Consider the following 23449-nt stretch of genomic DNA (forward strand, 5'->3'; position numbering starts at 1 on the left):
TCAGGCGTTCAGTCACCCTCAAATTCACATAGTGCAAAAACACTGTAGCCTTGTTTTTCCAAGCGTTTACGTCCGCCAACATCCGGTAGATCAATGACAAAACAGCACTCAACAATTTTGCCGCCAATCTTCTCGATCAGTCTGGTTGCCGCCTCCGCCGTACCACCGGTAGCAATTAGATCATCCACAAGCAATACCCTTTCACCTGAAGTAATCGCATCGGTATGAACTTCGATACGGTCAGTACCATATTCCAGTTCGTAGTCATGCCCTATCGTTTCTGCAGGCAACTTGCCTTGTTTACGAATCGGCACAAAACCTTTACCCAAAGCATAAGCCAGTGGCGCTCCTACGATAAAACCTCGCGCTTCAATACCCATCACCTTATCGATTTCCATATCAGCATAGCGACGTACCAACTCATTTATAGTGATCTTGAAACCTATCGAATCCTTAAGAAGGGAAGTGATATCACGAAACATGATATTCGGCTTGGGGTAGTGCGGAATGGTACGAATAAGAGATTTGATAGGCATAGGTCTTCAGGTTATTAGGTGCATTTTTTGTAATCGACAAATTTTTCTTGCACGTCGTGCATTTGTTGCGGCGTAAGAATGTGCGGTTCACCTGCCTGCAAAGCGCGCCAGTACAATTCGCACAAAAATTCGACCTCAATGGTTACTGTCAACGCATCGGTTAAATCAGAGCCCAACGCAATCATGCCGTGGTTAGCCAGCAAGCAAGCTTTTCGACCTTCAAGCGCGGACAATACATAGTCTGAAAGCGCCTGTTCGCCAAACAACGCATAGGGTGTGCAGCGGATTGTATTGCCGCCCGCCGCGGCAATCATGTAATGCACGGCTGGAACATCCTTGCGCAAACAGGCCAATGTCGTGGCAAACGCTGAATGAGTGTGGATGACAGCGCCCACGTCAGGACGATTGGCTAGAATGTCACGATGGAAGCGCCACTCGCTGGTGGGCTTGCCACCGCACAGAACATTGCCATTCAAATCCATACGTACCATGTCGGCGGGAGTCATTTTCGCCACCGACATCGCAGACGGCGTAATTAATATGCCATCACCACAACGCACGGCAGCATTGCCGGAAGTACCGCGATTCAAACCTTGATCGAGCAAACGCTGGGACACATCCAGTAACTCCAGGCGCAGGCCATCTTCACCGGATGGCATCATGACTTAACTTTCAACACCCGGCCCGCAATAGCATCCAGCTTTTCAATCATGGCTGGATCGCGCATTTCCGGTGCAGTAATGAGTGCGAATTCCAAGGCCGAACGACAACTACAGACATCGGCCAGAGTATCAGTGCGCACTTTCGGAACGATGTGCTTTACCAGCGTTTTCGCCTTGTCGGCATTTTCGCCAAGCATCTTGATGATCTGCCCCACCGTTACATGCTCATGGTCGGGATGCCAACAATCATAGTCAGTGACCATCGCCACGGTGGCGTAACACAGCTCTGCCTCACGGGCGAGCTTGGCTTCTGGCATGTTGGTCATGCCAATGACATCACACCCCCAGGTACGATAAAGATTTGATTCAGCCAGACTGGAAAACTGCGGCCCTTCCATAACCAGATAGGTCCCGCCACGAACGATTGGGATATTTGCCTCTCTCGCGGCCATCTCAATATGATCACCCAGTCTTTTGCAAACAGGGTAAGCCATGGAGACATGCGCCACCAATCCCGTGCCAAAAAAAGACTTATTACGCGCAAAAGTACGATCGATAAATTGATCAATAATCACGAACGTGCCCGGCGGCAAGTCCTCGCGCAAAGAACCAACGGCACTAACTGAAATGACATCAGTCACCCCTGCCCGCTTCAGCACGTCGATATTGGCGTGAAAATTAATTTCAGTCGGCGGAATTCTGTGTCCGCGACCATGACGGGGCAAAAACACAACATTGTGACCGTCCAATTCACCAAACAATAATTCACTGGATGGCTCTCCAAACGGCGAAGCGACCTTTTCCCAGCGCTTATTGGTCAACCCGGCAATGTCATAAATCCCGCTGCCGCCGATTATGCCGATTCTTTCTGGTACATGAATCATACTTGTCCGTAATTGTTTTATGTTTACAAGCGGATTGAAACAGGAAGTATAGTTTTATTCAAGACAATGAATGCTAGCCCACGCTATTGCCTTTAACAAACGTTGGTATGATACCCATCCATTACCTACTTGAACTCAGCAAGCGCAGCTTGGGCTAATGTAGGTTGGCGCTGAACTTGCGAAGCCCAACACGAAATCAAGGGGGGGCAGTCTTGACACAACGTCAGGCCGAATGCGTGATGTCAAGACTTCCCCTTGATGCTCTGACTCCTTGATGTTCCTGCCAATCGACAGCCGATTTCTGTAGCCAATGGAGGTAGCAGTGATAATCCTCCTCGGCAAAGAAACACGGCTTGCGATTAATTCCGCGCTGCACGACGTGCTGCGGTATATTAGCTAGCTTAATGCGTGGGCGACGCTGCCTGCTGGCTCAAATTAAATGCGATACGGCCCCCTTAGACCGGCATCCCTTTTTCTTTGGATTACAATGGGGGACTCAATCTTCTTGGAGCCGTGATGAATTCTCATATTTACATTCTGACCGATGGGGTCAATACTAAAATTGGGATCACCACCGACCTCGCCAAGAGAATGGCTTCCTACAATACACATAACGCCACGATCCAACTCGTCGAAAAATATCCCTGTGCTGAGGATGAAGCCAAACGGGTCGAAACCGCGATCAAAAGCATCTTTAAAGGTCAGCTCACCGGCAAAGGGAAAGAATGGTTTAGTGTCAGCCCTGATGTGGTGGATCGGTATGTGTCTAATCTCTTAGAAAAGCCACTCTCAGAATTGCTCTTGCCGTCTTTCCACGGAGCTCAGCTGACCGCAGTCGCTGACGATCTCAAAGAAGACATTCTGAAGCAGATTCAAGCGAGAAATATCAAATCCGTTCAACTGAAACAGCAGTTCGCCGAACTCTTTGCGACAAAGTTTTCCCTGGGGATTGTTGAACACAAACTGCCTGAGAATGTGGTCGTTAAAGATAACTTGTCGATCGACATTCATCACTGTATTTCCCCCAGTGAATCTCGTATTGTTAAAGAGGCTGTGACTAATAACCATATTCGAATGCCGTGTGAGGATCATGTTTGGAGATTTTTCAACTTAGTTAAATTGGCGAGTGGATATTACATCGCAGTGTGCACGGCTAAAGTCTCCATGCCCTATATCGAGCGTCTTCAAAAAGAAGACGCTGAAACGGAAGTGGCTGAGTTTGCGTATGCCCTTGGCCTATATGCGACCTTTCATCACGAATGGTCTTGGCATTTCCCGAATAAAACAGGACTGATTCTTTATCAGCCGAAAACACCTTTTCACCTGACTCTTAAACGCTGGGATCAATCCTTCAGGAAATGGATCATTGAAAGACGGGAAGTCTTGAAAAATGAGCCGTTCCAGGATCGTGACATGTTGGCTAAAACCATTGAAGATATCGCGCACGACAACAGCTTCCCCCTCGATATTCAATCCTATCCGGAACTGTGTCAAAAATACTTTTCCCCCTTCTTGGGCTTTGCAACCTATGATGAATATCCGCACTGGCAAAAAGAAGCTCATATTTTTCTACTGGAAAAATGGAAAGCCTCCATGGGTCAGGAAAATAAAGGGGGCAAGTCTTGACACAACGTTAGGCCGGATGCGTGATGTCAAGGCTTGGTCCCTTTATTAATGTTATAAATCCCGCTGCCGCCGATTATGCCGATTCTTTCTGGTACATAGATCATGGTTGTCCGTAATCATTTTAAATTTACAAGCAGATTGAAACAGGAAGTACAGTTTTATTCAAGACAATGAATGCTTGCCCACGCTATTGCCTTTAACAAACGTTGGTATGATACCCATCCATTACCTACTTGAACTCTGAACTCAATATGAAACTTGCGATTGCACAAATCAATTGCATGCTGGGTGACTTGGCTGGCAATTCTGCCAAGATCCTTGCTTATGCAGAACAAGCCAAGCAACAGGGAGCCACTTTGCTACTTACGCCTGAGTTAAGCTTATGCGGTTATCCTCCAGAAGACCTACTGTTACGAAGCGGGTTTTACTGTACCTGCGATGCGGCATTGTATGAGCTTGCACAACAAATTTGGGGACTCACCGTGGTAGTGGGGCATCCACATGAGGCAGACGGCAAACGCTACAACGCTGCCTCGGTATTGCGTGACGGCCAGATCATCGCCACCTATCACAAGCATGAGTTACCGAACTACAGTGTGTTCGACGAAAGACGCTATTTCACGCCCGGTAAACCGCCCTGCATATTTGAAATTCAGGGCGTCAAATTTGCACTTAATATTTGTGCTGACATCTGGGAGGATCATACAGCGCAACGTGCGTACGAAGCAGGCGCGCAGGTATTGTTGGTGCTGAACGCCTCACCGTATCACATCGACAAACAACCATTGCGCTATAAAATCATTCGTGATCGTATCGGTGAAACCGGCCTGGCGGTAATATATGCCAACATGGTGGGCGGGCAGGATGAGTTGGTGTTCGATGGCGCTTCGTTTGCGATGGATGCACACGGCGCGCTAACGCATCAATTCGTTTCTTTTGAAGAAACGCTTGGGCTGATTGAAATCCAAGACGGCAAATTAATGATTGGCGAAAGGATCCCTGCCCACAAGCATGAGGACAGCATCTATCGCGCGCTGTGCCTGGGAGTACAGGACTATATCGGCAAGAACCGCTTTTCAGGTGTGTTATTGGGTTTATCCGGAGGTATCGATTCGGCGCTGACCTTGGCGGTAGCGGTAGACGCACTGGGTGCAGACAAGGTGCATGCGGTAATGATGCCATCGCCTTATACCGCGCAAATCAGCCTGGATGATGCGCGCGAAATGGCCGTCATGCTGGGCGTGCGCTACGATGAGTTGGACATCAAGCCGATGTTTGACGCTTATCTCACTACATTAGATGGTATGTTCAAAGGGCTAACACCGGACACCACCGAAGAAAATTTACAGGCTCGCATACGTGGCAATTTGTTGATGGCCCTGTCCAACAAGTTCGGCTCTTTGGTGCTGACGACTGGCAACAAATCGGAAATGACCGTCGGCTATTGCACTCTATATGGCGATATGGCGGGCGGTTTCGCAGTGCTTAAAGACGTCAGCAAAACCTGGGTATATCGTCTGGCTAACTACCGTAATAGTTTGAGCCGGGTGATCCCGGAGCGCATCATCACGCGGCCGCCCAGCGCGGAATTAAAGCCCAATCAGACTGACCAAGATAGCTTGCCACCTTACGATGTGCTTGATGGCATAATGTTATGTTATGTGGAGCAGAATTTAACCATCGCTGAGATCGTGGCACACGGCTATACCGAGGCGGATGTATACCGGGTGGTAAATATGATCCGCGTCAACGAATACAAACGCCGTCAAGCTCCCGTTGGCGTGCGCATTACCGACCGTGGCTTTGGCAAGGACTGGCGCTATCCGATCACCGTGCGTTATCAGGACGGCTTTTAAATAAGCTATACTTAACAACATCTACACATTCGAGAACATCCATGAAAAAAATCGAAGCGATCATTAAACCCTTCAAACTCGATGAAGTACGTGAAGCACTTTCAGAACTGGGTGTCAGCGGATTAACTGTGACCGATGTGAAAGGATTCGGACGACAAAAAGGACATACCGAGCTGTATCGCGGTGCAGAATATGTAGTGGATTTTTTACCCAAGATCAAAATTGAAGTAGTGATTGTTGCTACTTTGCTGGACGCTGCCGTGAACGCCATCATTAAGGCAGCGCATACTGGCAAGATTGGTGACGGTAAGATTTTTGTTACTTCGGTGGAACAAATCATTCGAATCCGCACAGGTGAGACTGACGAATCAGCAATTTAAGATTTTACTCATTAAGCTTTGCGAATACATTTAAAACGTCAAATCGACAGCCACTGCGCACCTGAACGATCACCTTATAATTCTGCCGTACCCGTTCCCCTTAAGTTCAAGGACGAAGCGCAATTATATAACCACGACTGATTCTCTATAAAAAGTGTAACTACCTTTGGCCTGAGTACGGTAGCCCGTTAAATAGTTTGAGATTTCTTGAACTTTACAAGTAAATAGAGGACATGCACTCTTCCGAATAGTCAAGAAATCCAGTAAAGTGCTTTCCCGCCATAACCAAATAAGAGCAAAACTAATGAGTACAAAAGGGCAACAATTACAAGACCCGTTCCTGAATGCACTACGCAAGGAGCATGTGCAAGTCGCCATTTATCTGGTAAATGGTATCAAGTTACAAGGTCAGGTCGAATCATTTGATCAATATGTAGTACTGCTGAAAAACACAATCACGCAAATGGTTTACAAACACGCCATTTCCACCATTGTTCCTGCACGTGCCATCACTATTCCATTAGACACTGACTAATGCACAAAAGCACTGCGGTAATTAACACGGCAGTATTAGTTAGCTTGGATTTTGGTGTACCGGATTATGCAGAAAGCTTGGAAGAATTGCGCCTGCTGGCAGAAAGTGCAGGCGTGCATTGCATCGCATTAATAGAAGGACGGCGGCATCGTCCTGATGCGTCATTATTTGCAGGTAGCGGTAAGGTGGATGAAATCTCCGCCATTGTCGAACAGAACGAGGTTCCGCTGGTTATTTTTAACCACGACCTGTCCCCTGCGCAAATGCGCAATCTGACCGCTAGAATTAAGGCCCGTGTGATTGACCGCACCATGCTGATCCTGGATATCTTTGCCTTGCGCGCTCAAAGCCATGAAGGTAAGGTACAGGTGGAACTGGCCCAACTTAAATATCTTTCCACACGTTTGGTCGGAATGAATACCGACATGGGCCAACAGAAATACGCGGTAGGTGCTCGCGGTCCAGGCGAAACACAGTTGGAACTGGATAGACGCAAACTGGATAAGCGGGTAGTTTTGTTGAAAGAGCGCCTGGAAAAGCTTCATCGCCATCGCCAAGTGCTACGCCGATCTCGTACACGATCAGATGTGTTATCGGTATCTATCGTTGGTTACACGAATGCGGGCAAGTCTACTTTATTTAATAAATTGACCCACTCGAATGCATATGTTGCAGATCAGTTATTTGCCACGCTCGACACAACCGCTCGGCGCGTATATATCGAAGGATCAGGTCAGGTGGTATTGTCGGATACGGTAGGCTTTATTCGTCATCTGCCGCATAGTTTAATTGCAGCCTTTCGCAGCACATTAGACGAAACGGCGCAGGCCGATTTGTTGCTGCATGTAGTGGATGCCAACAGCTCGGAACGGTTTGACCAGATAGCTGAAGTTAATAAAGTATTGCTGGAAATTGGCGCACAGCATATCCCGCAAATTTTGATATTCAATAAGATTGACCTACAGAATTTACCGGTGGGTATGCAACGTGACGATTATGCTAGAATTGCGCGCATTTATTTGAGCGCTAAAACTGGTGCAGGTATAGATGAATTGCGTGCGGCGTTGGCGGAAGTAGGTAACACCCGAACACAATGGGATGTCCCTGAAACTAAATAATTGATTAAATAGGATGAGTTATGGGATTAAATGACCCTCAATGGGGCAAAAAAAACGGTGGCAGCCCACCCGACATAGAAGCAGTGTTGCGCGACATCAATAAAAAAATCTCCGCACTGTTCGGCAACAAGGGCGGTGGCACCGGAAACACGGGCGGTGGAAACAACTCTAATGGTGGAAACAACTCTAATAAATTTAATGTCAGCATCGGCCTGATTGCAACGGTAGTTGCACTGATCTGGATCGCTAGCGGATTTTACATTGTGGATGCTAGTCAGCGCGGCGTGGTATTACGTTTCGGTAGCTTTGTCGAGACCACTCAGCCCGGCCCGCGCTGGCATATGCCATTCCCTATTGAGTCCGTCGAAGTCGTCAATATCAGTCAAGTCAGGACGGTGGAAATCGGTTACCGTGACAACGTCAAAAACAAGATTTTAAAAGAGTCGCTGATGTTGACCGATGATGAAAATATTATCGATATTCAATTCGCCGTTCAGTACTTCTTGAAAGACCCAGGCGAATATTTGTTTAATAACCGCGCACCGGATGAAAATGTCCGTCAAGCGGCAGAAACTGCAATACGTGAAATTGTTGGCAAAAACAAGATGGACTTCGTGCTGTACGAAGGCCGCGAACAGGTAGCTGCAGCTACTACAAAACTCGCCCAAGACATTTTGGATCGCTATAAATCCGGAATCCTATTGAGCAAAGTTACCATGCAAAATGCGCAACCGCCTGAACAAGTACAGGCCGCATTCGACGATGCGGTTAAAGCGGGACAGGACAGGGAGCGTCAGAAGAACGAAGGTCAGGCTTACGCCAATGATGTAATACCCAGAGCAAAAGGGGCAGCGGCACGTCTGATGCAGGAGGCCGAAGGTTATCGCCAGCGCGTAATCGCCAGTGCCGAGGGTGATGCCAGCCGCTTCCAACAAGTGCTGCTGGAATATGAAAAAGCGCCTGTTGTTACCCGTGAACGCATGTATATCGACATGATGCAACAGATTCTGACCAGCACAAGTAAGGTGATGGTGGATCAGAAGAGTGGTAACAACCTGCTGTACTTGCCGTTAGACAAGTTGATTCAAAGCACAGCACAGGGTGGCCTACCTTTACCCGAAACACAAGCAGCGGGCCATATTGATCAACAAGCAGGTTCGTCTGCACCGATAAATGAAAGTGCGGCAGTCATGCCGCGCGCGCGCGAGGAATTACGCGGCCGCAACAGGGAGGCACGTCAATGAAACCTAATTTTGTCAATATCTTGATGGGGGCAGCCGCAGTATTAATCTTGCTCAGTCTGAGTATGTTCGTGGTAGATCAGCGCCAGACAGTCATCGTATTACAACTTGGCGAAATGGTAGGAGTGAAGACCGCACCCGGCCTCTATTTCAAAATCCCGCTGATACAGAATGTACGTTATTTCGACTCGCGCATTTTGACCTTTGATAGCGTGGAACCAGAACGCTTTATCACGGCTGAAAAGAAAAATGTAATGGTGGATTCCTTCGTCAAGTGGCGCATCGCCGATGTAAAGCAGTATTACATTAGTGTGGGAGGAGACGAGATCCGTGCAAAAACTCGTTTGATGCAGACAGTAAACTCAAGCATGCGTGAAGAGTTTGGTAAACGGACGATTAATGAAGTGGTGTCCGGCGAACGTGACAAAATTATGAATACTCTGCGTCAAAAAGCCGATTTAGACGCACGCAAAATCGGCGTACAAGTACTGGATGTACGTCTGAAGCGGGTAGATTTCCCAACTGAGATCAGTGAATCAGTATATCGCCGGATGGATGCCGAACGTAAACGCGTTGCCAATGAGCTACGTGCAACCGGTAATGCCGAAAGTGAGAAGATTCGCGCCGATGCTGACCGGCAACGAGAAGTGACGCTCGCCGATGCATACCGTGATGCACAAAAAATAAAGGGGGATGGTGATGCAAAATCATCTGCGATTTATGCAGCCGCATTCGGCCGTAATGCAGAGTTTTATGCATTTTATCGCAGCATGGATGCCTATAAACAAAGCTTCAAGAACAAGAGCGATGTCATGGTGATGGATCCCAGCTCCGCATTCTTTAAATATCTCAAGGGTTCCAGTAAACCGGGCAAATAAGTAGGAATTTTCAATATGCTGACTTATTGGTTTATCGGGTTGGCATTGATGCTGGTTATTGAAGGTATCATGCCGTTTCTATTTCCTGCCTTGTGGCGCGAGGCGCTTCGCAAACTGGTACTGTTTTCTGATAAACAAATCCGTTTTTCAGGCCTTACTGCCATGCTATCCGGGCTGCTGTTACTGTATTGGGTAAAATAATGCCGAATTCAAATTGGCTATTGCCAGAATACATTCAAGATATATTGCCGGATGAGGCATGGCGCATTGAGAGCATGCGCGCCAATGTGCTTGAATTGCTGCGCCTGTCCGGTTATCAATTAGTAGCACCACCGCTGCTGGAATATGCTGAGTCTCTGCAGATCATCGGCAATCATGATATGGACTTACGCACTTTTAAACTGGTTGACCAATTAAGTGGACGTACCTTGGCGCTGCGCGCCGACATTACGCCACAGGTGGCGCGCATTGACGCACATTTGCTCAATCGTCAAGGCATAACCCGGCTGTGCTATGCCGGAAGCGTGCTACATACCCAACCTGCAGGATTAATGCGCACGCGCGAATTATTACAGATTGGTGCGGAGCTATATGGTCACAGCGGTTTGGAAAGTGATCTGGAGGTGCAGCGTTTAATGCTTCAGGCTTTGACTTTACTCGGTGTCGAAAGGGTTCATCTTGACCTTGGCCATGTTGCACTTTTTCGCGCGCTAATCAATCGTGCGGGGATCCCAAAAAAACTGGAAATGGAATTATCTAACGCATTGCAAGGCAAAAATGTGCCTGCATTGCGCCCATTAGTAGCTGATTTGATGCCTGAAGTGAGAAATGCGCTGTTGGCATTACCTAAATTATACGGTGGGATAGAGGTGATAGAGCACGCCCGTGCGACGTTGCCAAACTATCCTGAAGTGGCGGCAGCGCTGAATGAACTGGAACAAGCTGCGGGTCATCTACAACCGCTGGCACACAGCATTGGCATCGATCTTGCCGAACTGCGAGGCTATCACTACCACAGTGGTATGGTATTTGCCGCTTATCATGCAGGCAGCCATGATGCCATCGCTGTGGGCGGACGCTATGACGATGTGGGCAAAAGCTTCGGCCGCGCCCGCCCCGCGACTGGCTTTAGTATGGATTTACGCCAGTTGCATGGCTTGCTGGCGCCACACTCGCAACCTATGGGCATATTGGCACCACATCTTGATGATCCAACACTCCATGAAAAAATCGCGCAATTGCGCGCACAGGGGCACGCAGTGATCGTTGATTTTTTGGACGCTTCGGAACTGCGTACTGAACTCAATTGTGACAGCGAACTAATCATGCGCGATGACGCATGGCACGTGGTAAAAATGAAATTTTAAATTTATCGCCCGCTTGCTTAAAAAGTGGGGGCAATTTTGAATAACAACGATCAATAGTAAATCAGGAATTAGTAATGTCGAAAAATGTTGTAGTTATCGGAACGCAGTGGGGCGATGAAGGCAAGGGTAAGATAGTCGATTGGCTAACTGATCACTCACACGGCGTAGTGCGCTTCCAAGGCGGCCACAATGCCGGACATACGCTCGTAATTGGTGGCAAAAAAACCGTGCTGCACCTCATTCCCTCTGGCATTCTGCGCGAGCATGTGATGTGTTACATCGGCAACGGTGTAGTGGTATCGCCACAGGCGCTGCTTAAAGAAATGGATGGTTTAGCTGCTGCCGGTGTAGATGTCTATAGCCGCCTGCGTATTTCAGAAGCGTGTCCATTAATCTTACCTTATCACGAGGCCTTGGATAAAGCTCGTGAGCTGGCTAAGGGCGCGGCTAAAATTGGGACGACCGGACGCGGTATCGGCCCTGCTTATGAGGACAAGGTCGCGCGTCGTGCCATCCGTCTGCAAGACCTGTTCCACCGTAAGCGCTTCGCCGCCAAGTTGGGAGAGGTGTTGGATTATCACAACTTCGTATTAAAAAATTATTTCAACACCGAAACAGTTGATTTCCAGCAGACATTAGACAACACGCTGGCGCTGGCTGAACGCATCAAACCATTGGTACTGGACGTGCCGCGCGCATTGTATGAGGCGAACAAAACCGGGTTGAATCTTCTATTTGAGGGTGCGCAAGGCACTTTGCTGGATATAGATCACGGGACTTATCCTTTTGTTACTTCCAGCAACTGCATCGCAGGAGCAGCTTGCACGGGTAGCGGTGTCGGCCCGCAGATGTTGCATTACGTACTTGGAATCACCAAAGCATATACCACACGCGTTGGATCCGGCCCTTTTCCGACCGAATTAGACGACGAAGTAGGTAAGCATCTGGCAGAGAAAGGTCATGAATTTGGCTCCACCACCGGACGCGCACGCCGTTGTGGCTGGTTTGATGCGGCTGCGCTCAAGCGCTCCATTCAAATTAACGGCGTGTCAGGCTTATGCGTAACCAAGCTGGATGTGCTGGATGGTGTGCAGACGCTACGTTTAGGTGTGGGCTATCGTTGCGAAGGACAGTACAGCGATATCCTGCCGGTCGGTGCAGAATCCTTGGTTGGCTGTGAACCAGTATATGAAGACATGCCAGGCTGGACTGGCAGCACCGTAGGGGTAAAACATTATGAAAACCTGCCACTGGAAGCACGCAACTATCTTCAACGCATTGCAGAAATTTGTGAAGTGCCGGTTGACATGGTTTCCACTGGATCGGATCGCGATGAAACCATCGTCTTGCGTCATCCATTCAAGTGCTAAATAATTTTTGACTTGATGTTCTTTTAACTTACGAGGCTATATAAAACTCTCTCGAGAATTCAGGAGCGTTTGAAATATATTTTTGGATTGCTTAGTCTTCCTTGAACGCATCCGGCCAATCACCATACAAGGCAATAAATTTAATAACACAGCAACAGAACTAAGCCACAACGTTTAGCGCTTCATGATTGCGTGAATGTAATTGCTGGGGATGGCATATGAAATACCGCTCGGGTGGGCCAACACGTTTTCTTTAGTGCCTTTTACAAATACCATATTGAGAATGCCAAAAACTTTACCTGTTTTAGGGTCGAACAACGGACTTCCACTATTCCCCGGGTAAGCAGTTCCGTCCAGCTGAAATACCAAATAGGGTGTGCGAAGCCGTTTGATTACATTGATGTCAAGCTGTTTCGTGGATAATGCTGGAATAACGATAGGAGTAATTGCCGAAATAATGGCCTGATGCGTCACCGGATATAGCCCCAGCACCATGCCAATGGGAAAGCCGGTAAATGCGACTGTTTCTCCCTCTTTTACAGTATCTGAATCTCCAATCACCAAGGCTGGCAAGGGTTCGCCACTGATTTTCAACAGCGCCAAGTCATGCTCAACGTCAACCTCGACTATGGTCGCAGACCGAGCTTTGGCTGATGCGCCGCGACCAATGAAAATGGCCAGCGATTCCTTTTTTTCCGTGTTTAAATTTTGTGGAACAACATGGGCATTAGTAATGATATGGAGACCATCACCTACAGCAAATCCCGTCCCAAGAAAATTGGCTGGTGGTGCACGAGTTTGCAATATGGTTCCGATAGCTACAATGGAAGGCCTGACTATTTCTATGGTCTGAGAGAGCTCACCCGCAGATGCGTTGCCAAAATGGCAACACAGAGCTAAAAAACAGGCACCTATAAATTCAACAGTGACTCGTTTTATTTGACTATCAAGCAAGAGTCCAAGCACCTTAAGGCTCTCTCCCTTGCGCCTAATATAGTCACGGTACTGATTAACATAGCACATATTTTCAACATCCAGCTTGGACAACCAGTGAGTAAACAGGCGACTGAAACGCCCGCTCCTAACAGACAAATTGATAAGCACCTTGGTAACAGAACGGTCGTATATATAGCAATCATCAGTCACTCTAAATCCCCCTAAAAAATTTAATTTATCTTTTTTATTATGTGCTTAAGTTGATATCAAGACAAGCGTAACAAAAGTAATAGCGACTCAAAAACCTCGCATAGCGCATTCGATTTCTAATTCAATTAACAATTTTATGGGTGCGCGACTCGGCCAATGACAGCCGCAAGAAGATGATGCGTTTGGAACAACAGTCGGGGATTTGCTCATCCATGCAACATGAATAGCGCTTTGACCTGACAGTTTGTGCGGCGTTTTGGTGTCGGTGCAAGCCACAAATGCTCTCCAGGATACCCGTTTCTTCTTCGCCCATTGCCACCCTCTCATGACATTGGGTTGACGCCACACTTCAAAACCTTACAATCCCCATAGGTTCCGTTCTCCTATGGTTTAGTCCAACAAGGTTTATCCGCCGCTAATAAGGTCGCGGGTTTAACAGCTTGCGGAGGGCGCCAGATAAACGCTATTCGTTATGGCGCACAACAGGAGTAGAGGTTTTGCTGCAAGAGATCGAAAAATCTAGGCTTCGAGTGTCACGGGCAACTGATGCAAAACATAAAACGCAGCTCGGTCAGTTCCTCACACCCGAATCTACGGCACGGTTCATGGCTGCCATGTTTCCTGACGCCAGCTCAAAAAAGTGTCGGTTGTTAGATGCGGGCGCGGGAATTGGGTCTTTGTCTAGTGCATTCCTGGGGCGATGCGTATCGGGCGGGCTTGGCTTTACAGAAATATCCCTAACAGCATATGAAATAGACAGCGTTCTATACCCGGAACTCAGAGAAACGCTCTCGTCATACACCAAGACACTGCCCTTGAGCTATGAAATTAAGGGCGAAGACTTCATTGAGCGCGCTGTGAATTGCATTCAGTTTGGAGCCGAGAAAGGCTTTACGCATGCAATACTAAATCCACCGTATAAGAAAATTGGAAGTTCGTCTCGATATCGTCTACTGCTCAAGAATGTTGGCGTCGAAACTGTCAATTTGTATTCAGCGTTCGTTGCTCTATCCATTCTTCTGATGGAAAAGGGCGGGCATATTGTCGCAATCATTCCTAGAAGTTTTTGCAATGGTCCATATTACAGACCATTCCGTGAGCTGCTCCTTTCTAAGTGTGCTATTCATAGAATTCATTTGTTTGAGTCGAGAGGCACTGCTTTCAAAGATGACGGCGTGCTTCAAGAAAATGTAATCATTCGTCTTGAGGTTGGCGGCAATCAAGGGAAAGTTGAAGTTACTTCTTCAACCGACGATAGATTTCATGACCTTGTTAGTCACAATCACTTGTTTGAGCGCATCGTAGCTTCTGGAGATCGGGAGAAATTCATCCACGTACCCTCATCAAATAAAACTGTGGGTATCGAAAGCACAGGTATAGCGTCATGCACACTCGCAGAAATCGGCGTAGGCGTCTCAACGGGGCCAGTTGTTGATTTCAGGCTAAAGGAATATTTGCGAGCAATGCCGGAGCCCGGTACTGCGCCGCTTGTTTATCCGGCCCATTTTTCCGAGCACGGCATCAGGTGGCCACAGGAGGGCATTAAGAAGCCTAATGCAATGGTAAGAAATTCGGAAACGGAGAAGTGGTTCTATCCAAAAGGTTACTACTGCGCGGTGCGTCGCTTTTCTTCTAAAGAAGAGCGCCGTCGTGTTGTTGCGTGTGTGGTAGATCCTGCGGGATTTTCAGATGCCGAGGTGCTTGGATTTGAGAATCATCTAAATGTATTCCACGAGGCTCGCCAGGGCATGTCGGAACATCTAGCAAAAGGACTTGCCATGTACCTAAACACAACCATGGTAGATGAAAGTTTTCGTCAGTTTAGTGGGCATACTCAAGTGAATGCGACAGACCTAAAACTAATGAGGTATCCAAGTCGAGAAGCACTCATTTCGCTTGGCATGGTCGCGGACTCAGTTGAAATGGAACAGGAGAAGATTGATATGGCAGTTTTGAGGATGTGCGGGAAATGACAACGCCAAAAAATCGAATCGCGGAGGCACTCCAAGTTCTGCATAAGCTCGGAATGCCACGCGAGCAACTTAACGACCGAACTGCAATTTGTCTTATCGCGCTTCTCAATATTCCACCACAAAAGCAATGGAGTCAGGCTGAGAATCCGTTGCTTGGAATTCGGGCAATTCTTGATTTCGCTCGCGAGAAACTAGACATCAATTACGCCGAAAATACGCGAGAAAGCGTAAGAAAATACAGCGTAAAACAACTCGTATCTGCCGGCATCTTACTGCATAACCCTGACAAGCCAGATCGCCCTGTGAACAGTTCTGACAACTGCTACCAAGTTGAGGCCGGATCGCTTGAGCTTCTAAAGAAGTTCGGCTCGAAAGAGTGGGCTGGCTCGCTTCCCGCATTCTTGGAGGAGCGCGGCACTCTAGCCGCGCAATATGCGCAAGCACGAGATAGGCATCGTATTCCGGTTCGAGTGAAAGATAACCAAGAAATCACGTTGAGTGCGGGCCCCCATTCAGTCCTTATAAGAGCGATTATCGAAGACTTTGGCTCAAACTATGTCCCCGGCGGCGAGTTGGTCTATGTCGGAGACACTGGTGCGAAATGGGGATACTTTGACATTCAATTGCTTACTTCTCTCGGCGTTCAGGTTGGGCAGCACGGCAAGATGCCTGACGTTGTTATGTATAACTGCGAGCGGAATTGGCTTGTTCTTATTGAGGCAGTGGCAAGTGGCGGGCCGGTTGATAGTGGTCGCCATGTTGAGCTTGCAGAGTTGTTTCAGCAATCTAAAGCGGGGCTTGTTTACGTCACTGCGTTTCCTGACCGCGGTGAAATATTCAGAAAGTTCTTGTCAGTTGTTGCTTGGGAAACAGAGGTGTGGTGCGCAAGCGATCCGACACATCTTATACATTTCAATGGCGAGAGGTTTCTAGGTCCGTACGGTGCGCCATAAGGGTAACTGGGGTCAGATCAAATAAATTACGATTTTGTCGTTGAGGCACTGACCTCGCATAACGTCCCATCCGCATACAGCAACGCGCAGCGAACTATTTTTCCAGCATATACAGCCTGCATCGCGACACGATACTCCTGCATCTGCACACTATGAGATACAGAATCTGACGGTGCGCCGCTCTTGTAATCGAGCACCCATACTTCGTCGTCAAATTCCACCAGTCGGTCGATACGGCGCAGTTCGCCACGCGCATTGACATAAGACATCTCATTGCAAGCCCCACGGTATTGCTGCGGATCGAAGAAACGTTGCAATGTCGGTAATGCCAATAAGTATTGTGCCTGTTGCCAGAGTGATTCCATGTCGCTGGACGAGATGTCGAACTGCAGTTGCAACGCCGCCATATCAGCCATCTCTCTCTTCTTAATTCCTTCTGCTGTAAACAGGACGGAAGTGCCTGACGAAGATGCGCTTAAATGTTGCAGCAACGTGTGCAACCCAATACCTTGCCGCTGCGCAGCGGTGGAGCGCATTGCGCGCTGACCAGTGGGTAATGGACGCAATAATGCCGCATCGACTTCAGTGGTGACTGCAGGTAAAACAGAAGCAAGATTATCGGCCGCAATCAGTAAGGGATTGTCACCCTCCTCCACCGCCCCCGCAATGCGGCCGTACCAAGAAGTTTCTTTCAATTCACCATTCCCGCTCACGAGCAGCGCTTGTTTCGCACGCGTCATGGCGACATACAGCAAATTCATTTCTTCACGCCGAACATAATCTTCCTCGGCATCAAAATAAGCCGCTCGTTTGGCTCCGCGCCCACGCTTATCCGTAAAAAGCGAGAAATGCGTTGGTTGCGGTGCGTTGGGTGGCCAATCGAGCAGCACACCATAGTTATCTGGTTTACGTTGCGTATCGTTGGCATCAAGCAGCCACACGATGGGTGCTTCCAGCCCCTTGGCCTCATGCACGGTATAGATACGCACGGCATTACCGACCGCACCTACCTTGCCCTCGTCCGGTGATTCATTGTTGTCAGCTGTGCGAAGTTCTCTCAACTCAGCAAGAAAGCGTGGCAAACTAGGATAGCGTCCGGCATCCACATTCAGCGCAATCTCCATGAAGGCTTGCAGATTGGCGCGTATCGTTTCATACATTTCGGCAGGCAGCGCGGCTTCATACCGATGCAACAAATCACCTTCGAAATAGATGCGATCAAGCAGATCATGAACTGGCAATTTGTCGGCGCGATCCAACCAGTTATTCAATAGGCGATGCGCTCGCAATAATTCGGCAGATGCTGCGCCGCTCTGTACACAGCGTTGTAGCCGTGACCACCAGCTACCACCAATTTCATCTTGAGCCAATTGCATTAAATCGCCATCGGAGCAGGCGAAAAAGGGAGAACGCAGAACTTGCGCTAATTCCAAATTGGCGAACGGGGTGATCAAAAAGGTCAGTAAAGCCTGTATGTCTTCCGCTTCCAACGTGTCCAGCAGCCCGCCGCGTCGCGAAGTTAAAAACGGAATGCGGTGCGTACGCAAGGCGCTCTCATACACTCGTAAATGGGTGCGCTTGCGTACCAATACCATAATGTCAGAGTATTTTGCGCGCCGCGCTATGCCGTCTGCATCGTGCACACTCCAGCGCGCCATGATGTCGGCGATGCCAGCGGCAAACTGCTGCGCCTCAGCTTCACGCTCGCCGGTTTCTTGTTCGATACGTGCTTCCTGCAAAGGGTTACGCAACCAACCCGGCCTACCCGGCGCGCCAATCTCAGCCGAATTTTCAATTATCGTTAGCGGCAAGGCAGTGACGAAACCAGGTAAATTCGTGTGATGCGCGGTGTGGGTTTCAAAATCCACGAAGCCATCCGGCTGCGAATCAAACACACTATTTACCGCTTGCAGCACTGCCGGGGCATTGCGCCGAGTGACATTCTGGCTAAGGGGATACGCGCCAAATTCTTGTTGCAGCCATACACTCACTTCTCCGAACAGGCGCGCATCGGCACGACGAAAGCGGTAAATGGATTGCTTTGGATCGCCTACCACAAAAACGGTTGGGCGCGATTCCACTGCAGCAGATGCAGCAAACCAGGCTTGCAGAATCTGCCATTGCACCGGGTTGGTATCCTGAAATTCGTCCAGCAATACGTGTTTGTAGCGGCTATCCAATTTGTACTGCATATACTCGGCACAATCGCTCTGACTGAGCAGGCGGCACACCTGCCATTCCACATCAGTAAAATCCATTAACTGCTGACGCAGCTTCAAATCCTGATAATGTTGCAGCAATGCTACCCCGCAATGTAACGCGGCCTGGTTCATATGCAGTGCTTCGCGCTCTGTCAACGCGTCACGCACGGACTGCAGGGATTCAAATAAGGCACAACACAGGCTGTTATAGCGCGCTTCGTCCTGTCCTTTATTCGCTTTGAGTTTGCGCGGCTCACCCTGTTTGGTGTAAAACCTGGCGCTGAGTGCTTCAAAACGTGCAGCTAAATCTTGTAGACTTAAGGCATCCATCAGCTTACTCGCATCGCTCTGTTGCGCTGCCGAGCCGCTTTGCAACAAGCTTGCAAATGCCTGTACATTGGATTCAAAATTTTTATCCAGCAGCGCCGCAAACGGTGTGTCCTCGGGATCAACATCAAGTTTGATACGGAGTTGCTCCATCGCATAGCCAACTGCGTCTTCCTGGCCGCTGGTGTAAGCCCACCATTCGGCTCGCTTCTGTACAAAATTCTTCAACAGCGTGCGCGTATTGTGCAAACCATATTCCGTAAACAACCATTGCATCTCTTGCGCAGTTTCATCGTCGGGCGCGGCACGCAGGCTATCGGCAAACATTTGCCATGCTTCCTCATGCAGCACCGAAGTACGCTCCAGCAATTGCATCCCTATAAGCAGACCAGAATTCAAAGGGGCGCGCTGAATGATCTGCATAAACCAGCCGTGAAAAGTATTGATGGTAATAGCAGGTTGCGCCATTAAACAGTCGCGATACAGACTACGCGCGCGCGCCAGCAGGTTGCCGTCTACATCGTGCAGTTCGCGTTCCATCAGAAAAGCACGTACGGCAGTGTCATTTTGCGTGGCAAGAAAATGTAACCATTCGTGCAAGCGCGCCTGCATTTCCTGCGCAGCTTTTCGAGTGAAGGTGATGGCTAAAATTTCTCCAGGCTTAACACCGGCCAACAGCAAGCGTAGAATTCGTGACACCAGTAGCCAAGTTTTGCCGCTGCCCGCGCAGGCTTCCACGACAACGCTGTGCTGAGGGTTGAGAGCAATGAAATTGTTCATTGCATGCTCCACATTCCTTACATCTCTTCCATTAGCGCTCATTCCATTCCGATTTCCGGCATAGCCCGCGCATCTCGCAATACTGGCACGCCTCGTCCGCCCCATGGGCGGGCAATGCTGCACCACTGCGCATCTGCGCGAACACTTCCAACAGACGTGCGATATTTGCCTGCGCCAGTTCAGCCACGTCCTGTGGTGGCGCAACTGCAATCACCTTGTCTTTTTCGATACTGATAAATGCGGCTTCTTCAGCCTCATACACGTAGGCATAGCAAGCCAGTTGAACGTCCTCGCCTGCTTCTTTGAGTTTATTGCGTAGCCTGGCCGCATCCATCATCTTGTAATCCAGCACGCGCACTGCGCTACCTCCCTTGGCCTGCACATCTACACGGTCTAACCGTCCATGCATAAGCAAATCAGCAGTCAACGGCAATTCAAACGGCACTTCTCCACGTTGATATCGCCAACCTTCCGCTTCATTTTTTAACTGTGTCTCCAGATATTCGGGGATTGCTTGCTGCCAACGCAACAACCAGGCACGCGCTAAATAATCACGTTGCACGGCAGGCGCAAAAATCTCGATACTGATGCGCAGCAGGGCCGCATCCAGATCGGTGCGCAGATGATTGCCCAACACCTGATACTGCTCATGAAAGCGCCGCAGAATGTCATGTACCCATTCACCATAATCGCGTTTCTCCACGTCTTCACGCACCTCATCCATTTCATTGAGGTGCAAAATATGGCGGGCATAAAATTGATAGGGACACGCCACCAGACTGTTATAGCCACTGGCTGAAATACGTTTCGGAATAAGGCCTTGCAGCGCGACTGGCGCAGGCATTGCAGCCGCCGGTGGCAGTGAAAACTCTGCACTGCGCACTTGCGTACTTTCAAGCAACTTATCCCATTCCCCCTGCTTTATCGTTAGATCGTCGCCATAAGCCAATTCGTGCAGGGCACGCAGCATTTCGAAACAGGGGCTTAACAGGTTTGCTTCGCCGCTTTTGCTGGTTTGCCAAGTAACCAACATGGTGTCATTCATGGCGAGCAATGTCAGTAAATCATCGCGCTGCTGTGCCAAATACACTTCGCGCGTCGGCAAGCCGAACGTGGTGCGCACCGCATCATTGAACCACCGTCCACTGTCGCCAGTGCCCGGCAGATGTGCGGCATCACAACCAAGCATCAGCACTGCATCGAAGCTGCGCCAGCGCGTTGCGGCAAGATGGGTGAGTAAAACCGGGCTGTCGATAGATAAATCACGGAAGGTATGCTCATCGAGCTGTTGCGCCAGCCAATGCCGCCACTCGGTCAGGCTGACGCGCGTGGTATCGACATGCAATTCGCGCTGCCAGTTTTGCAGCGCCTGCAGCAACTGTATACCGGCATCATCCATCTTCAGTCCCTGCACTATGCCGAGAATCTCCAGACTGGAGTAAAGCGCGCATAGCCAGCCGGACAGCGTATCATTTTTTTTATGCAAAACTTCTGCCGCCTGACGCAACCGTATCAATGCCATCCGTATCTCGACATTACCCTGCGTCAAATTGAGAACTGTATCAAGATGCGCCACCACACCATGCTTGCGCACCAGTTGTTCAAGCTGATAGACCGTCTGCTTACGCTCGCACACGGCTTGATCGGCAAAGATGAATGGCGATTTGAGCAGATCGAGTAAATCCTGATAATAGAAATCACTTTGCAGCGCATCCAGCCAGCGCATTAACACCGTGCTCACGGATAACGTAGATAACTTCCAGCCTGTTTCGTCGCATACCAGTACCCCAGCGCGCTCCAGCAAAGCACGCATACGCCTTGCTACTATGCGATCTTGTGCAACGATGGCTATGTTTTTCTTGCCTGCCAGCAACCAGCGCCGTATCTGTACCTCGGCGGCACGTGCTTCCTGTTCCAAACCATGAGCGCCAAAAAAGCGCAGGCGGTGTCCCAATGCAGCGTGAGGGAAATGTTTTTTCAGGTGATAAGCTTGCTCGCGCAATGACAGGGCATCCATCTCCTCCACCCTCTCCTGCGTGCGCAAGTTATCGTGCACACTTCTCTTATTTTCCGTTGGAATATGGTCAGTAAAGTGAGGTCGGCTGGATACGATGATGCGCATCACTGCACATTCTGGCTGTCGTGATACCAACTCGCGCAAATCAATAATCATCACAGGCGCGCGTTTATGATATGCCTCCAGAAAGCGGGCTTCTGTCGCCGCAAGTGCGGAAGTCAATAACACATACAGCGGTAGCTCAGCTTGCTGCGCGAGTTGTGCCAAACTTTGCTGATAAGCGCGTGCGGTATCAAATTCGTCACTATTGTTCATCGCATACCATAGCTCATACACTACGCGTGCCTCGAACTGCATGGCGATGCCACGCTTGGACTGATAGGCTTGTTCTAATTGCGATAGAAAATCTTCAGCATTTCGTGGCAGCGTGACATGATTTTGTGTCAGTTCATCCAGCAAAATCAACAGTTCGCGCGCGATGCTCCATAGATCAGCATCGGCAAACCAGCGCCGCGCGCGCAGTGCCTGATACAAAGTGGTGATACGACAAGTGTCAGGAATAACAGGTAGTGCGAGGGGAACGGACTGAACCCAATCATTGAGCGTGACCATCTGCGGCAATAAAATCACAGGCAGGTTGGCTACACATGCCAAACTTTGCGCCAATGGTTGTGACACATGGTAATTGGGCAACAATACCCTGGCACGGCGCAGATCAGGTATTTCGTGAGAGTGCTGCGTCAGAATGACGCGTGCAACAGAATCAAAAAAAATAGCAGGGGTTGATGTATTACTTTGCGGTATCGGGTTCAACGCTTATTACCTCTATCGCCATTTTCGCGCAGACGAGCGTCATCAATACTTATCGATTGAAAGATACATAATTACGTACCCAGTGATGTACGGTGCATACCCACGTTCTTCACTACTGCTTGCGCAGGAATGAAGAACTATAAGCCTTTAGCAATACCATTGGAGCAATAAATAACGAGGAGACGCACTAACAATTTCAGCGTCTCTATCAACAGATAGGACACTTAAAAACATATTCACGCAATGCAAGAAGAAGCATTTCAGCGCATCAGCAACTTATCCATTCCTGTCAAGCCATCCTCATCCTTCCCGTCCTTTGACCCACCAGGATAGTTTCGCTCTTCCTCACCAGGAGCATATTCCTTCTCCAACAGATGCAGCTTGTTCTTCACTTCTTTCCACTCATCTGCATCGGCCGGTGGATCTTTTTTCTCGACAATACACTTCCACACCTTACATAACTCTGCATTCAGCGCGCTAAATTGCCGCTGATCTTCTGGCAAATCATCCTCGGCATAAATTGCATTGACTGGGCATTCGGCAACGCACAGGGTGCAGTCTATGCATTCATCTGGGTCAATCACCAAGCTGTTCGGTCCTTCGTAAAAACAATCCACAGGGCAAACTTCAACACAGTCAGTATATTTACATTTGATACAAGCTTCGGTAACTACGTAAGTCATGAATTCAAACTCCTATTGAAATATGTTTGCTATTTTAAACAAAATACAGATTAGTGTCAGCTATAGCGACCTAATTATTCAGAGTAGATTGGAGTCAGACTCG

Annotated in this window: 18 protein-coding genes and 1 pseudogene; 12 read left to right on the forward strand and 7 right to left on the reverse strand. The window is 48.9% G+C overall.

Features of this window, described 5'->3' with window-relative positions; translation table 11 throughout:
* Positions 1 to 8 precede the first annotated feature (8 nt).
* The 3 genes from W01_RS05775 to W01_RS05785 are packed head-to-tail and all read right to left on the reverse strand — an operon-like array spanning position 9 to position 2082.
* Positions 9 to 536 carry an adenine phosphoribosyltransferase gene (locus W01_RS05775; protein WP_173052873.1) on the reverse strand — a complete coding sequence of 176 codons (528 nt, stop codon included), beginning with the start codon at positions 534 to 536 and terminating at the stop codon, positions 9 to 11.
* Positions 537 to 550: 14 nt separating this feature from the next.
* Positions 551 to 1198, reverse strand: coding sequence for a class II aldolase/adducin family protein (locus W01_RS05780; protein WP_242007052.1), 648 nt, complete (start codon positions 1196 to 1198; stop codon positions 551 to 553).
* On the reverse strand, positions 1195 to 2082 hold the full coding sequence (locus W01_RS05785; protein WP_173052875.1) for an S-methyl-5'-thioadenosine phosphorylase: 888 nt from the start codon (positions 2080 to 2082) through the stop codon (positions 1195 to 1197). Before W01_RS05785 ends, W01_RS05780 begins: the two co-directional genes overlap by 4 nt.
* A gap of 516 nt (positions 2083 to 2598) precedes the next feature.
* Between W01_RS05785 and W01_RS05790 the strand changes: the two genes are divergently transcribed.
* The 10 genes from W01_RS05790 (at position 2599) to W01_RS05835 (ending at position 12453) form a co-directional block, all read left to right on the forward strand.
* Positions 2599 to 3708 carry a GIY-YIG nuclease family protein gene (locus tag W01_RS05790; protein ID WP_173052877.1) on the forward strand — a complete coding sequence of 370 codons (1110 nt, stop codon included), beginning with the start codon at positions 2599 to 2601 and terminating at the stop codon, positions 3706 to 3708.
* A 251-nt stretch (positions 3709 to 3959) separates the two neighbouring features.
* Positions 3960 to 5564, forward strand: coding sequence for an NAD+ synthase (locus W01_RS05795; RefSeq protein ID WP_173052879.1), 1605 nt, complete (start codon positions 3960 to 3962; stop codon positions 5562 to 5564).
* 41 nt (positions 5565 to 5605) lie between these two features.
* A complete protein-coding gene (locus W01_RS05800) occupies positions 5606 to 5944 on the forward strand; it encodes a P-II family nitrogen regulator (RefSeq protein ID WP_173052881.1) in 339 nt (112 codons plus the stop codon).
* Positions 5945 to 6248: 304 nt separating this feature from the next.
* Positions 6249 to 6479, forward strand: coding sequence for an RNA chaperone Hfq (hfq, locus tag W01_RS05805; protein WP_173052883.1), 231 nt, complete (start codon positions 6249 to 6251; stop codon positions 6477 to 6479).
* Positions 6479 to 7597, forward strand: a complete 1119-nt coding sequence (gene hflX, locus W01_RS05810; RefSeq protein WP_173052885.1) for a GTPase HflX — start codon at positions 6479 to 6481, stop codon at positions 7595 to 7597. Before hfq ends, hflX begins: the two co-directional genes overlap by 1 nt.
* A gap of 20 nt (positions 7598 to 7617) precedes the next feature.
* A complete protein-coding gene (hflK, locus tag W01_RS05815; RefSeq protein WP_173052887.1) occupies positions 7618 to 8841 on the forward strand; it encodes an FtsH protease activity modulator HflK in 1224 nt (407 codons plus the stop codon).
* The gene (gene hflC / locus W01_RS05820; RefSeq protein WP_173052888.1) at positions 8838 to 9716 is read left to right on the forward strand and encodes a protease modulator HflC; all 879 of its coding nucleotides are present in this window, start codon (positions 8838 to 8840) and stop codon (positions 9714 to 9716) included. Before hflK ends, hflC begins: the two co-directional genes overlap by 4 nt.
* A 15-nt stretch (positions 9717 to 9731) precedes the next feature.
* Complete coding sequence (locus W01_RS05825; protein WP_173052890.1) at positions 9732 to 9917, forward strand: DUF2065 domain-containing protein; 186 nt, start codon at positions 9732 to 9734, stop codon at positions 9915 to 9917.
* Positions 9917 to 11083, forward strand: coding sequence for an ATP phosphoribosyltransferase regulatory subunit (locus W01_RS05830; RefSeq protein WP_173052892.1), 1167 nt, complete (start codon positions 9917 to 9919; stop codon positions 11081 to 11083). Before W01_RS05825 ends, W01_RS05830 begins: the two co-directional genes overlap by 1 nt.
* A gap of 74 nt (positions 11084 to 11157) precedes the next feature.
* Positions 11158 to 12453: an adenylosuccinate synthase gene (locus tag W01_RS05835; protein ID WP_173052894.1), complete on the forward strand. Its 1296-nt coding sequence runs from the start codon at positions 11158 to 11160 to the stop codon at positions 12451 to 12453.
* A 174-nt stretch (positions 12454 to 12627) separates the two neighbouring features.
* Here the strand turns inward: W01_RS05835 and W01_RS05840 are convergent, their stop codons facing one another.
* Positions 12628 to 13599, reverse strand: coding sequence for a S1 family peptidase (locus tag W01_RS05840; protein WP_242007053.1), 972 nt, complete (start codon positions 13597 to 13599; stop codon positions 12628 to 12630).
* A 497-nt stretch (positions 13600 to 14096) separates the two neighbouring features.
* Between W01_RS05840 and W01_RS05845 the strand changes: the two genes are divergently transcribed.
* Together W01_RS05845 and W01_RS05850 are read left to right on the forward strand one after the other, a co-directional pair.
* On the forward strand, positions 14097 to 15572 hold the full coding sequence (locus W01_RS05845) for an Eco57I restriction-modification methylase domain-containing protein (RefSeq protein WP_198421362.1): 1476 nt from the start codon (positions 14097 to 14099) through the stop codon (positions 15570 to 15572).
* The gene (locus tag W01_RS05850) at positions 15569 to 16525 is read left to right on the forward strand and encodes a BsuBI/PstI family type II restriction endonuclease (RefSeq protein ID WP_173052896.1); all 957 of its coding nucleotides are present in this window, start codon (positions 15569 to 15571) and stop codon (positions 16523 to 16525) included. Before W01_RS05845 ends, W01_RS05850 begins: the two co-directional genes overlap by 4 nt.
* A gap of 26 nt (positions 16526 to 16551) precedes the next feature.
* On the opposite strand, the gene W01_RS05855 is transcribed toward W01_RS05850, so the two are convergent.
* The 3 genes and pseudogenes from W01_RS05855 to fdxA form a co-directional block, all read right to left on the reverse strand.
* Positions 16552 to 19833: a UvrD-helicase domain-containing protein gene (locus tag W01_RS05855; RefSeq protein WP_173052898.1), complete on the reverse strand. Its 3282-nt coding sequence runs from the start codon at positions 19831 to 19833 to the stop codon at positions 16552 to 16554.
* Positions 19834 to 19864: 31 nt separating this feature from the next.
* On the reverse strand, positions 19865 to 22663 hold the full coding sequence (locus W01_RS05860; RefSeq protein ID WP_173052900.1) for a PD-(D/E)XK nuclease family protein: 2799 nt from the start codon (positions 22661 to 22663) through the stop codon (positions 19865 to 19867).
* A gap of 362 nt (positions 22664 to 23025) precedes the next feature.
* Positions 23026 to 23346: pseudogene (fdxA, locus tag W01_RS05865) on the reverse strand (ferredoxin FdxA); the annotation flags it as partial.
* Between the last annotated feature and the right edge of the window lie 103 nt (positions 23347 to 23449).

The organism is Candidatus Nitrotoga sp. AM1P, from assembly GCF_013168275.1.
Taxonomy (GTDB): domain Bacteria; phylum Pseudomonadota; class Gammaproteobacteria; order Burkholderiales; family Gallionellaceae; genus Nitrotoga.